Below are 12728 nucleotides of genomic sequence, written 5' to 3'. Positions count from 1 at the left end.
GAAATACAAATATTTTTGCAGGAAAATAATTTAGAGTAAGGTAATCTATGCAAAAAAAACATTTTCTTTTTTGGCGTAACTATTCAAATAAATGGCTTGTATATTGGTTTATGATTTTTGCCGCAATAAGCCTTGTAGCAATGCTCATTAGCAGACACTGGGGCTACCAGTGGCTTTATGAATGGAAAACGCTTATTACCACTCAAACCCAAGAAATCCCCTTGGAAACCTTTGAAAAAGGACTTTTGCAAGTGGATTTCCTTGTTCCTTCTTACTTTCAGCAATATTTGTATGTTGCTACCGACCTAAAAATCCCTTTTTGGGCTTCGCAAGTTTGGTGGATAGTTGTTTCGCTTGCTGTCAGCTTACTTGGTGCGAGTACCAGCTTTTTCAAAAGAACCTATTTTTTGCTTTCTGCAACGCTAATGATAATCTTTATAATTACCTTGCAAATTAATTTACTTGGGATTTTAGGAATTTATGCCAAATGGCTATGGAGCGGTATTTGGATTGTGCTGATGATAGGGACAAATTATTATTTTCACGCTTTTGGGCAAAAATATTCGTTTTTACAACGCTTTGGTATTAACTTCATTCTTTGGCTTCTGCTTGATTTACTCGTTTTTCTTTTTGCCAAAGAAAGCAATCCTACACTTTACCTATCAAGTTATGGAATTATTTTGCCTGCCATCATTACGATTAGCACCATTTTTCTACTTGCTTCCGAAATACCTTATTTGGTAGCTTCGCTTACCGCTACACAACCCAAAAAATTAGGTTTTCATTTGTTTATCGCTTTGTATCTCACCAATTTATTTTTGCTTTACTTACGCAATAGCAAGCAGTACAATACAGATTTTTTCCTCATTGATGACTTTTACATTCTGGCTATTTCGCAAATCGCAGGCTTTTGGGGGGTAAGACACAACCCTTTATTCCAACTGATTGTCCCCGAAAGAATGCGTATTTGGGTGTATTTGGCAATGGTAATTATTACCAATAGCACACTTTTCTACTTCAATGCCACTGCCAATGAAGACGCTATCGCCGCAAGCGAAGATTTTATCACATATTCCCACGCTGGTTTTGCTGTGGCTTTATGGGTGTATGTTACTTTCAATTTCCGAAAAATTAACTTTCAGGAAGCCAGTCAAAACTTTTCACAAACATTTTATGGAAATCAAGAAGCCAAACCCATTCCTTGGTATCTGACAAGAGGCTTAGGTTTTTTGCTGATGGGGCTGGTGATTTACAAAGAAAATGCCATTGCTCTCAATCAGGCTATTGCAGCGTATTTCAATGGGGTAGGCGATTTGTATTTAGAAAGTCCTCGTGAAACCGAACATTTGCTTGCAGATGATTTCTACGAAACGGCTCTTTCCCGCGACCCTGCCAGCCATCGTTTATGGCTTGCAAAGGCTTCCATAATAGGAAAAAAAGAAAATGTAAGCGAAGAGCAAACCGAAAAGCGTATCAAATTGCTCAAACAAGCCCTTCTTCGCGACCCACAAGCCTTTACTTATGCCATTATCGCACAAGAATACATTGATAAAAATCAAATTCCACAAGCTATCAGCTATTATTTGCAAGGCGTTCAGAAGTTTCCTCAAAATGCTTTTCTTTACAGCAATTTGGGTATAATGTACTCTTTGGAAAATAAGATTGACTCTGCCTACTTTTACCTGCAAAAGGCTCAAAATTACACCCAAAATCCCCTTGAAATTCAAACCAATTTGCTGGGGCTTTTGGCTCGCAAACCTTTTCTCAAACAAGATACTTTGAGTAAAATCGCCCCCCAAAATGATGCCACCTTTACCAGCAATCTTTTGGCTACTTTTAATGCTTACCAAAAAAACGCTAACATTCCCTTTAATGTGAGCTTTGCAAGAAAAAGTCTTGAAGATACCACTCTTCTGAATAAAAATCAGGCAGTTTATTTGTATAATTTTCTATCAGCAAATACCCAAGATACCAATGCCTTATACGTAGTCAATCGTTTGCTCAACAGCAGTCAGAATATATCTTTGAACGATTTTCTCTTGCAAGCCAAACGAAATCATTTTTTTAAGAAAAATTTCCAACAACAAGCTATTGAAGCCAGTCGCTTTTTGGCTTATATTTCTGCTTCCGACTACCAATACAACCTCGTAAAACATCTCATAAGGTTAGGGCAATCTTGGCAAGCTGTGCAAGCAGTAGAAAAAATATACAAAAATGAGTTTGCTTCGCAAAACAAAAACGAAATCAATTATTTATGGGCAGTAGCTCTGAGCGAAGATAGAAATTTGGAAGAATGTGTAGGACTATGGCAATTGGTTGCTTTGGATAGCTTGAAGCCCCAACGCAAAAAAGTAGCAGAAGTGCTATTCAAAGTCCATTATGCAGAAAAAAATAAGTGGCAAGAATACTCCGATTCGGTGCGTTATGGAATGATTTACTACCGAAACGACCTTGATATAACGCTCAAAATGCAAATTGCAGAAAGTATTCAGAATGAAACCCTCAAAGCCAAAGCCTTTGCCGAAACCGCCAATTTGCTCCTAAAAGAAGGGAAAACAGAAGAAGCCGATAAATTTTTACAGAAAATCCCTAACAATCTTGCTATTTCACAAAATGCTCAAAGCGAACTTATTTGGGTAAAAATGAAGGTGGCTTTTTACAGAAACGATTTCAGCACGCTGAAAAATTTAGTAGAAAACTACAAACTCAATGCTATGTACGAGCCTTATCAGAAGTTTTTCAGAGGAGTTCTTGTAGAAAAAAATCAGCCTGATAGTGCCTACAAATGGTACCAAGAAGCTATTTGGGGCAATCCGTTTGAAATAATGTTTTACCCCAGTATGATTGCTCTTGCAAATGAATTAGATAAAAATCCGCAGGGCAGGGCTTATGATTGGGCAGTACAGGCAACTCGTTTCGCCGAACTGCACCCTATTGCTTGGAAATTATACTTTGAACAGTGCCTTAAAGCAGAATTTTTGGAGTATGCCAAAGAGGCTCTTTCCAAAATACAAAGCCTTGCTCCACAAGATTTTCCTCGTTACCAAACAATTCTTGCAGAAAAAAAACGTTGATTAGTACAAAATAAGAGGCAGGAAACAGGAGGCAAGAAGCAGGAGATTATTAAAACAAAACCTTTGAACCTCAAACTTTTGAACTTTCAAAATCCGAACCCTTATGAGCAAAATTATCATAGAAACTCATCATTTAGCACGCAGATATGAAATGGGCAGTGAGGTAATTCACGCCTTAAAAGATATTAGCATCACTATTCGTAAGGGTGAATATGTAGCTTTTATGGGACCTTCGGGTTCGGGGAAATCTACACTGATGAATATTATTGGCTGTCTGGATACCCCCAACGAAGGCTCTTACATTCTCAATGGTACAGAAGTAAGCGATATGAGCGATAATGAATTGGCGGAAATTCGCAACAAAGAAATTGGATTTGTGTTCCAAACTTTCAATCTTTTGCCTCGCTCTACGGCTTTGGAAAATGTCGCTTTACCACTCATCTATGCAGGTGTAGGCAAAAAAGAACGCATAGAAAGAGCTATGGAGGCACTAAAAAATGTAGGTTTAGAAAACAGAGCCAAACATCGCCCCAATGAGCTTTCAGGAGGGCAACGCCAGCGGGTTGCTATTGCAAGGGCTTTGGTAAATAATCCGAGTATTATTTTGGCAGATGAACCCACAGGAAACTTAGATACAAAAACCTCTCACGAAATAATGGCTCTTTTTGACGCTTTGCATCAAAAAGGCAATACAATTATTATGGTTACTCACGAAGAAGATATTGCCCGCCACGCTCATCGTATCATACGCCTACGAGATGGCTTAATAGAAACTGATGAAGTCAATAAACATTAAAATTGGGCAGTCAAATGCTATGATGATTTGAAACTCAATAATTCTACTTTGCCATTTCCTGCTCTTTGTTTGAAAAATTTTTGAGGCAAAAAAAATATTTTTCAAAGTTTTTTTGCATATTTGCCCAAATTGTATTTGTTTTGATTTGCGTTAGCCTCAAAAATTCTAAAAATTATGCAACAACCTATCAAATACTATTACGAAATTATTGAAAGTTGTATCCGTGATATGGGCGAAGACCCCGTAGCTTGCAGAGGCGAATTAGAAGGGCAATGGAACTTGAAAAGAGGCTCGGCAAGTGTTTGGGTAGATGTTTGGGAAATGGAAAGCAACAAGCAAATTTATTTCCAACTGCTCTCGCCTGTGGTGGGCGTACCCCCTACCAATCGTGAGGCTTTTTACCAAGAACTTTTGCAAATCAATCATACTTTGTATGGCGTAGCTTTTACCATTAAAGATAACTACGCCTATATCAAAATGATACGCGAAGCACAAGGGCTGGATAAAACCGAAGCCGCCGCTATGCTGGATAGAATTGGCTACTATGCCGATTTGTACGATGATAAACTCCGTGAAAAATATTTCGGCAAATAACACCCCATAAAATTTGCAAACCACATCATATTTTGATGTGGTTATTTTCGTTTCTTTATTATTTGAAAAACAAAGTACTTTTGCTTTTTAATTAAAAACTATTTCCCCCTCTCATACATTTTCAGTAAAAAATTATGGAAGGGGTTGAGAAAAACCAAAAACAAAGCAGAGGTAATCAGATTGAACAAAAGATGAGCCATTGCAAGTTGTTGGGCAGGGTTATTCATCAAAGAACTTACCACTTGGCTCAACAAATTGATAAAAGGAAAAAATAAAATAGTTCCTGTAAAATTGAACAAAAAATTGGCTACTGCTCCCATTTTGGCAGGGCGACTGAATTGCGAACTTGCCAGCAAAGCAGTGCTGGTTGTTCCTGTATTTGCCCCAATAATAATTGCAATGCCCGTGGATAAGCTAATAATATTTTGACTTACGAGTAAAATACACAAACCACTCACTACCGAACTTGACTGCACCAAAGCCGTAACAATCAGCCCTACGGCTATGCCTTCCAAATGCCCTTCTACCGATTGAATGGTTTTGAGCAATTCAGGATTGTTTTTTACACCTGCCAAAGCACTGCCTATCAGATTTAAGCTAAAAAAAATAAAGCCAAAGTAAAAAATTGCCTTTCCAAGTAAATGAATACGATGCGGCACTGCTCCTACCAGCCACCCCAAAACAATAAGTACAGGTCCCATATAGCGAGTATCAAAAGAAGCTATCCAAGCCGTAGAGGTAGTGCCTACATTTGTTCCAAAAAGTATAGCCAAACTATTTTTGAAAGGCAAAATACCACTATTGATGAGTGCTACTGCCATAGAAGAAACCGCACTACTGGATTGTATGATAGCCGTAAAAATAGCCCCTATCAGAAAGCCACTAAAACGATTTTCGGTCAGTTTTTCCAAACGATTGCGAAGCGTATCCGAGGCAATGCTTTCCAACTCCTTGCTAAAACCTTTCAGGCTGTAAATGAACAAAGCAATTGCACAAAGAACCGAAATAAAAAAATTAAAATGCTCCATTTGCTCATTGCATCTTTGAACTTCAAACGCTTGAACCTACAAATAACTTAAAGTCAATTTTTCAAAAAATTTTTCACGACCTCCAAAAATTCTTGTGGTTTTTCGGCGTGAAGCCAATGCCCTGCCTCAGCTACGGTTTCAATAATAGCCTTGGGGAAATAATAACGGATAAGCTCAAAATCTTCGTCAAGAATATAATGAGATTTTTCACCCCGAATAAAAAGCGTTGGCTCGTCAAATGTAAGGTTGGTATGCAAGCCCTCTCCTACATTAGCAATTTGTTCGGCAATAACGGGTAAATTGATACGCCAAGCCCATTTCTCTCCTTCTCGGTATAGATTTTTGAGCAAAAAGGCTTTGGTAGAGGCTTCTTTTACGTAATGGCTTAAAATATCTTCGGCTTCTTTGCGAGAGGTCAGCTTTTGCGAATCAATCGCTTGCAAACCTTCCAAAATATGCTGATGATGAAGCGGATAGCTCTTGGGGGCAATATCTGCTACGATGAGTTTTTCAATTTTGGTCGGAAAGTACGTACAAGCATAATACATAGCGGTTTTTCCACCCATAGAATGTCCTAAAAGAATAGGGTTTTGCAAGTTTTTAGCCTCAACAAATTCGTGTAAATCTTTTGCCATAGCCTCGTAAGTCCATTCAGAGCTATGAAAAGACTTTCCGTGATTGCGTTGGTCTATGAGATAAATCTTGTACTCATCTGCTAGTGCCCTGCCAATCGTGAGCCAATTATCCGAAGAGCCGAAAAGCCCGTGAATAATTACGATTTCTTTGCCTTGATTGCCTAATTCCTGATGATATAGCATAGTTGGGTAGTTAGTAGTTAGTAGTTAGTAGTTAGTAATTAGTAGTTGGTAGTTGGTACTCAATACTCTGTACTCAATACACTCTGTACTCAGCCGCAAATTACAGAAAATTTTGCCTTGCTGTAAAATCCATTTTGAGATTTACAAGAAAAATCTTTACTTTGGGGCGTAATTTGAAAAATAAACTTTTGTACGCAATGGAACTCTATCTTGATTCAGCTGACATCAAAGAAATTGAAGAAGCCTTCAAACTCGGATTTCTCACAGGACTGACCACCACTCCTACTTTTATGCACCGCGAAGGCGTAAAAAATGTAGATGAAATTATCCTCAAACTTTCTAAAATGGTGCCTATTTTGCAAGTAGAAGCACTCGGCGATAATGCAGATGAAATTGTAAAAGAAGCCAAAAGACTTGTAAAATTAGGCTTGAGCAAAGAAAAAACCGTTTTCAAAATACCTGTATCTTTGGAAGGTGTAAAAGCCTGTAAAAAACTCACAGACGAAGGTTATCAAGTAAATATCCATTTGGTTTATACGCTCCAACAAGCCTATATGGCTATGGCGGCAGGTGCTACCTACGTATGCCCGCTGGTAGGTAGACTGCAAGACCAAGGACACGATGCTTTGGCTCTTGTACAGCAATGCGTAGATGCCGTAAATTATTATGGCTATCGCTCCAAAATTATGTTTTCTTCGGTGCGTAATGTAGAACACGTCAGAAATGCTATCAATATAGGCGTACATACCGTTACTGTGCCTTGGAAAATAATGAAACAACTCACCGAAAACCACTTCACGGCTATTGGTACGCAACAATTTGAAGAGCATACCAAACTAATGACCAAACGTGTCAAAGATATTATTCGTCAGGAAAACCCCACCGTCAAGCTCACCGAAACAGTACTGGATGCCATAGTACAAATGACCGAGTCTGGTTTTGGTGCAGTTTCGGTAGTAGATAGCAAGAAAAACCTCGTGGGAGTTTTCACCGATGGCGATTTGCGTAGAAAACTCAAAGAAAATGGAAAAGATTTGCTCAAAAAGAAAATGAGCGAATTTGAGTTCAAAACTCCGCTTACCATTGAAAGTGAGGCACTTTTGAATGATGCCGTTCAACTTATCAAGCAAAAAAATGTAGATAACCTGATTGTTACCGAAAAAGGCAAACTCAAAGGAATGTTGGACGTACAAGATTTGATTGACATTGGCTTAATGGGCTAATTGCTACTGCCCCTCTTTACAAGTTATTTAGTAAAGAGGGATTTTTTTGCTCAATCCACCCACTACCCCATACGTTTTCCAATGTATTTCAGGGATATTTTCGGTTTAGAAGAAATCAAAAGAACGCTTATAACAGCTGTTAGGCAAAATCACGTGGCTCACGCCCAACTTTTTGCAGGGGCAGAAGGTTCGGCGAGCTTGGCAATGGCACTAGCTTATATTCGTTACATTTTTTGCCATAACAAAGGCGAATACGATAGTTGTGGCTCTTGCTCTGCCTGCCGAAAATTGGATAAACTCACACACCCCGACTTGCATTTTGTTTTTCCAACCAGTTCCACTCCCAAAATTACAAAACCTTTAAGCCAAGATTTACTCAAAGAGTGGCGAGAATTTGCTTTGCAAAAAACGTATGCAGGCATAACCGAGTGGCTGGAACATATTGGGGCAGAAAGCAAAATGCCTAATATTAGTGCCGAAGAAAGCCGTAAAATCATCACTACACTTTCGCTAATGCCTTTTGAAAGCGATTTCAAAGTAATACTTATTTGGCTTCCCGAACTAATGCACCCTACCGCCGCCAATGCTTTGCTTAAAATTTTGGAAGAACCACCACCCCAAACGCTTTTTTTTCTTGTAAGTCAAGAACCTGAAAAACTGCTGATTACCATTCTTTCTCGCCTGCAACCTGTACGCATACGTAACTTCAAAGATGATGAAATAAAAGCATTTTTACAAGAAAAAATGCAAACCGAGCCACTCCGAGCCGAACAAATTGCCCATTTGGCGGAAGGCAATTTGCTAAAAGCACAATATTTAGCCCAAGAAATTGCTGATGATAACCACAGCCTTTTTCGGAACTGGATGCGACTTTGCTACTCTCGCAAATATGCCGACCTCTATAAAATGACAGAAGACTTCGCCAAAATGCCCAAAGAAGCCCAAAGAAACCTTTTGCAATACGGCTTAAATATGTGTCAGGAAACTTTGGTGTATCGTTTTGCCGAAGGCAAACTCAATCGCCTTTCCGAAGAAGGTATGACCTTCGTACAGGGGTTTGCCAAAACCATTCACACAGAAAATATTGCCAAATTCTACGAACTGCTCAACAATGCCATTTTTTATTTGGAAAGAAATGCCAACCCAAAAATTGTTTTTTTAGAAACATCTTTGCAAATTAGCCAAATTATTCGTTGAAAAAACATAGTAGAAATGGAAAAAACAAACACTATAGCCGTTTTAGGAGGTGGAAGTTGGGCTACGGCACTTGTGAAAATTCTCACCGAAAAAGAGAACATACGCTTGCACTGGTGGATGCGTAATAGCCGTACTGCCGCTTTTATTCGCCGTTTTCACCTCAATCCGAATTATTTGAGCGATGTGTATATTGATGAAAACAAAGTAAAAGTTTGGCTCAATCCTAAGCAAGCAATTGCACAAGCCGAATATGTGCTTGTAGCTGTACCTGCCGCTTTCGTAGAACAAGCTATTCAGAATATTAGTGCAGAAGATTTGCAAGGCAAAAAGATTATTTCCGCTGTAAAAGGAATGATACCCAGCAAAAACTACTTGGTAACTGATTTGTTTCACGAAGAAAAAGGCGTAAAATTCAAGCAAATGGCAGTGATTGGAGGACCTTGCCACGCCGAGGAAGTGGCTTTGGAAAGGCAATCTTACCTAACAATTGGCACATCTAACGAAGAACTTGCCCAAGAAATTGCTCAAATGCTTACTTGCCGCTATATCAAAGCCACTCCCTACGACGATATGATTGGTGTAGAATATAGTGCCGTAATGAAAAATATCATTGCTCTTGCCAGTGGTATTTGCCACGGCTTGGGATATGGCGATAATTTTCAGGCGGTTTTGGTTACCAACTCCGTTCGGGAAATCAAAGACTTTTTAGATGCTATCTACCCGCAACACAGAGATTTGAGCCATACAGCGTATTTAGGCGATTTACTTGTTACGGCTTACTCACAATTTAGCCGAAACCGAACTTTTGGCAATATGATTGGCAGAGGATATAGCGTAAAATCGGCTCAAATGGAAATGAATATGATTGCAGAAGGCTATTATGCCGTAAAAAGTGTTTATACCATCAATGAGCAAAAGTACAAAGTAGATATGCCCATTACCAAAGCCGTGTATAGAATTTTGTACGAGAAAGCCTCACCTGCCAAAGAAATTGCTATTTTGCGTGAAAAATTTGTGTAATTTTTCCAACTGATACTTATTTGCTATCTTTGAACTACAACGCAAAACTCATAATTTTTATGGAACAATTCTTGCAAATCAACTTTCTTTCAAAACTCTTTTGCAGTGCTTTTTTAGCAATTTTGTTCTTGCAATCTGGATTGGATAAAGTATTGGATTGGAAGGGCAACCTTTCTTGGCTCAAAGGGCATTTTGGAAAAACTTTTCTCAAAAACGCTGTTCCTTTGCTTTTGGGAATTATCACCCTTACCGAAGTGGCTTCAGGGGCTTTTTCAGCAGTAGGTTTTTTGCAAATTTTGTTTGAAAGAAAAAGTATTTTTGCCTACTACGGTGCGGTGCTTGCCGTAGCAAATATTGTAATGCTATTTTTCGGACAACGTATCGCCAAAGATTATGTAGGTGCGGCAGGACTTGTACCTTATTTTATTGCGTGTATGATGGCTATGTGGATTTTAGGATAATGCTTTGAAACTTTGAACTCTTAAACTATGAAATTTCGTATTGGACAGGGCTATGATGTTCATCAATTAGCCGAAAATCGCCCTTTTTGGCTCGGTGGCTTACAAATAGCACACACACACGGAGCCGTAGGACATTCTGACGCAGATGTGCTTATTCACGCCATTTGCGATGCCCTACTCGGAGCTTTGGCTCTGCGTGATATTGGCTATCATTTCCCCAACAAAGACCCCCGCTACAAAGACATTGATAGCAAAAAACTACTTGCCCAAGTAGTAGCTATGCTTCACGAAAAAGGTTACCAAATTGGGAACATAGATGCTATGGTATGCCTTGAAGAGCCTAAAATCAATCCGTATATCCCTGAAATGCAGAAAATTCTTGCCGAAATTATGAACATCAGCCCCGAAGATGTTTCCATCAAAGCTACTACCTCTGAAAAATTAGGCTTCGTGGGGCGAAAAGAAGGCATCACGGCTACCGCTGTAGCACTGATTTACAAAAGTTGATTTTTTTCAAATTGTTGTAATCCAAATTTTGTTGTTTATGCAAACCTATCAAACCTACCTGGAAGCCAACCGAGAGCGTTTTTTGGCTGAACTTATAGAATGGCTCAAAATCCCTTCGGTAAGTACCGATGAAAGCAAAAAAGATGAAGTGAGGCGTGCCGCTGAATTTCTGCAAAAAAAACTTTTAGAAGCAGGTGCCGATACCGCCGAACTCTACCAAACCGAAGGACACCCCATTGTGTATGGTGAAAAAATTATAGATAAAAACTTGCCCACAGTGCTTGTGTATGGGCATTATGATGTTCAGCCTGCCGACCCTTACGAACTTTGGGACTCCCCTCCTTTTGAGCCTGTTATCAAATCTACTCCCCTGCACCCCCAAGGAGCTATCTTTGCTCGCGGTGCCTGCGACGATAAAGGTCAAACCTATATGCACGTCAAGGCATTAGAAATAATGCTAAAAACCAATACATTGCCTTGCAATGTTAAGTTTATGATAGAGGGCGAAGAAGAGTGTGGTTCAGGAAATTTAGAACCTTTTATCAAGCAAAACAAAGAACGTCTGCAAGCTGATGTTATTCTTATTTCCGATACGGGTATTATTGCCAACGATATTCCTTCGGTAGAAACAGGTTTGCGTGGTTTGTGTTATGTTGAAGTAGAAGTTACAGGACCCAATCGCGACCTTCATTCAGGCGTGTATGGTGGAGCAGTAGCCAACCCTATCAATGTGCTTTGCCAAATGATAGCCTCGCTCAAAGATGAAAAAGGCAGAATCACTATTCCTCATTTTTACGACAAAGTGCAAGAACTTTCCGCCGAGGAGCGTGCCGAAATGGCAAAAACACCTTTTGATTTGGAAACCTATAAAAATGATTTAGGGATTGATGATGTGGCAGGCGAAGAAGGATACTCTACAATTGAACGCACTTCTATTCGTCCTACGCTTGATGTAAATGGTATTTGGGGCGGATACACCCAAGCAGGGGCTAAAACGGTACTTCCTTCCAAGGCTTTCGCCAAAATCAGTATGCGACTTGTGCCAAACCAGCACCCTGATGAAATTGCCGAACTTTTTGAAAAGCATTTCCGAGCCATTGCTCCAAAATCTGTAAAGGTTGATGTTCGCTTTCATCACGGCGGTTTTCCTTATGTAATGCCTACCAATTCCATAGAATATCAAGCCGCCAGTTTGGCTTTGGAAGAAACTTTTGGCAAAAAGCCTATACCTACACGTGGTGGCGGAAGCATTCCAATTGTAGCTCTTTTTGAAAAAGAGTTAGGCTTGAAATCGGTGCTTTTGGGTTTTGGACTTGATTCTGACGCAATTCACTCGCCTAATGAACACTATGGAATTTTTAACTTTTTCAAAGGAATTGAAACTATACCGCTTTTTTACAAACATTACGTTCATCTAAAAAGCAATGCCTAAAAGGAACTAAACCCACTTCCCGAGAGTTGAACTTTCGGGAAGTTTTATGAATAAAAAAGATGAGCAAAAAGTTAATTCGTTTTGATTGGGCAATTAAACGCTTGCTACGCAACAAGGCTAATTTTGTTGTGTTGGAAGGGTTTTTGTCGGAACTTTTGTTTGAGGACATCAAAATCAAAGAGATTTTAGAAAGCGAGGGCAATCAGGATAGTTGGGAGGATAAATACAACCGAGTAGATATTCTCACCGAAAACTCCAAAAACGAACTCATTATCATTGAAATTCAGAATACCTACGAAATTGACTATTTTCACCGAATGGTCTATGGCACAAGCAAAGCCGTTGCCGAGCATTTGCGTTTGGGGCAAGCCTACTCGGAAGTCAAAAAAGTTATTTCTATAAACATTGTCTATTTTGATTTAGGGCAAGGGCAAGACTACATCTACAAAGGCACTACTACTTTTCAAGGTTTGCATTTCAACGATACCCTGCAACTTTCTGAAAAGCAGAAAAATACCTTTGCCAAAACTTTGGTTTCCGATATTTTTCCTGAATATTACCTCATCAAAGTCAATCAG

12 protein-coding genes are annotated in these 12728 nt (G+C 39.3%); 10 read left to right on the top strand and 2 right to left on the bottom strand.

Annotated features, from left to right (window positions below; all coding sequences use genetic code 11):
* Positions 1-47: 47 nt before the first annotated feature.
* The 3 genes from ACWITO_RS13250 (at position 48) to ACWITO_RS13240 (ending at position 4464) form a co-directional block, all read left to right on the top strand.
* Positions 48-3074, top strand: a complete 3027-nt coding sequence (locus ACWITO_RS13250; protein ID WP_448530474.1) for a tetratricopeptide repeat protein — start codon at positions 48-50, stop codon at positions 3072-3074.
* 103 nt (positions 3075-3177) lie between these two features.
* On the top strand, positions 3178-3870 hold the full coding sequence (locus tag ACWITO_RS13245) for an ABC transporter ATP-binding protein (protein ID WP_448530473.1): 693 nt from the start codon (positions 3178-3180) through the stop codon (positions 3868-3870).
* 174 nt (positions 3871-4044) lie between these two features.
* Positions 4045-4464, top strand: a complete 420-nt coding sequence (locus ACWITO_RS13240; protein WP_101358519.1) for a YbjN domain-containing protein — start codon at positions 4045-4047, stop codon at positions 4462-4464.
* A 98-nt stretch (positions 4465-4562) separates the two neighbouring features.
* Here ACWITO_RS13240 and ACWITO_RS13235 read toward each other — a convergent pair whose 3' ends face one another.
* The gene (locus ACWITO_RS13235) at positions 4563-5492 is read right to left on the bottom strand and encodes a Na/Pi cotransporter family protein (RefSeq protein WP_448530472.1); all 930 of its coding nucleotides are present in this window, start codon (positions 5490-5492) and stop codon (positions 4563-4565) included.
* A 53-nt stretch (positions 5493-5545) separates the two neighbouring features.
* Positions 5546-6310, bottom strand: a complete 765-nt coding sequence (locus ACWITO_RS13230) for an alpha/beta fold hydrolase (RefSeq protein ID WP_448530471.1) — start codon at positions 6308-6310, stop codon at positions 5546-5548.
* A gap of 197 nt (positions 6311-6507) precedes the next feature.
* Here ACWITO_RS13230 and ACWITO_RS13225 point away from each other — a divergent pair, with 197 nt between their 5' ends.
* From ACWITO_RS13225 to ACWITO_RS13195, 7 genes are all read left to right on the top strand, one after another.
* Positions 6508-7533 (top strand): transaldolase family protein, encoded by a 1026-nt coding sequence (locus ACWITO_RS13225; protein WP_448530470.1) that lies wholly within the window; start codon positions 6508-6510, stop codon positions 7531-7533.
* Positions 7534-7614: 81 nt separating this feature from the next.
* The gene (locus ACWITO_RS13220; protein ID WP_448530469.1) at positions 7615-8730 is read left to right on the top strand and encodes a DNA polymerase III subunit; all 1116 of its coding nucleotides are present in this window, start codon (positions 7615-7617) and stop codon (positions 8728-8730) included.
* Positions 8731-8745: 15 nt separating this feature from the next.
* Positions 8746-9750, top strand: a complete 1005-nt coding sequence (locus tag ACWITO_RS13215; RefSeq protein WP_448530468.1) for an NAD(P)H-dependent glycerol-3-phosphate dehydrogenase — start codon at positions 8746-8748, stop codon at positions 9748-9750.
* A gap of 59 nt (positions 9751-9809) precedes the next feature.
* Positions 9810-10211: a DoxX family protein gene (locus ACWITO_RS13210; RefSeq protein ID WP_448530467.1), complete on the top strand. Its 402-nt coding sequence runs from the start codon at positions 9810-9812 to the stop codon at positions 10209-10211.
* A gap of 27 nt (positions 10212-10238) precedes the next feature.
* Entirely contained in the window at positions 10239-10718 is a 480-nt protein-coding gene (gene ispF, locus ACWITO_RS13205) for a 2-C-methyl-D-erythritol 2,4-cyclodiphosphate synthase (protein WP_448530466.1), read from the top strand.
* A 37-nt stretch (positions 10719-10755) separates the two neighbouring features.
* A complete protein-coding gene (locus tag ACWITO_RS13200; RefSeq protein WP_448530465.1) occupies positions 10756-12150 on the top strand; it encodes a dipeptidase in 1395 nt (464 codons plus the stop codon).
* A 59-nt stretch (positions 12151-12209) separates the two neighbouring features.
* The coding region (locus ACWITO_RS13195) for an Rpn family recombination-promoting nuclease/putative transposase (protein WP_448530464.1) at positions 12210-12728 on the top strand (519 nt) is incomplete at its 3' end.

The sequence above is a fragment of the Raineya sp. genome, from assembly GCF_053497555.1.
Note: the sequence above shows the minus strand (reverse complement) of the source record. Positions and strands in the feature narration are given on the sequence as shown.

Bases quoted from the DNA above. Each gene is read 5' to 3' on its own strand.
- ACWITO_RS13250 (WP_448530474.1), top strand. From the start codon at position 48: ATGCAAAAAAAACATTTTCTTTTTTGGCGTAACTATTCAAATAAATGG.
- ACWITO_RS13245 (WP_448530473.1), top strand. From the start codon at position 3,178: ATGAGCAAAATTATCATAGAAACTCATCATTTAGCACGCAGATATGAA.
- ACWITO_RS13240 (WP_101358519.1), top strand. From the start codon at position 4,045: ATGCAACAACCTATCAAATACTATTACGAAATTATTGAAAGTTGTATC.
- ACWITO_RS13235 (WP_448530472.1), bottom strand. From the start codon at position 5,492: ATGGAGCATTTTAATTTTTTTATTTCGGTTCTTTGTGCAATTGCTTTG.
- ACWITO_RS13230 (WP_448530471.1), bottom strand. From the start codon at position 6,310: ATGCTATATCATCAGGAATTAGGCAATCAAGGCAAAGAAATCGTAATT.
- ACWITO_RS13225 (WP_448530470.1), top strand. From the start codon at position 6,508: ATGGAACTCTATCTTGATTCAGCTGACATCAAAGAAATTGAAGAAGCC.
- ACWITO_RS13220 (WP_448530469.1), top strand. From the start codon at position 7,615: ATGTATTTCAGGGATATTTTCGGTTTAGAAGAAATCAAAAGAACGCTT.
- ACWITO_RS13215 (WP_448530468.1), top strand. From the start codon at position 8,746: ATGGAAAAAACAAACACTATAGCCGTTTTAGGAGGTGGAAGTTGGGCT.
- ACWITO_RS13210 (WP_448530467.1), top strand. From the start codon at position 9,810: ATGGAACAATTCTTGCAAATCAACTTTCTTTCAAAACTCTTTTGCAGT.
- ispF (WP_448530466.1), top strand. From the start codon at position 10,239: ATGAAATTTCGTATTGGACAGGGCTATGATGTTCATCAATTAGCCGAA.
- ACWITO_RS13200 (WP_448530465.1), top strand. From the start codon at position 10,756: ATGCAAACCTATCAAACCTACCTGGAAGCCAACCGAGAGCGTTTTTTG.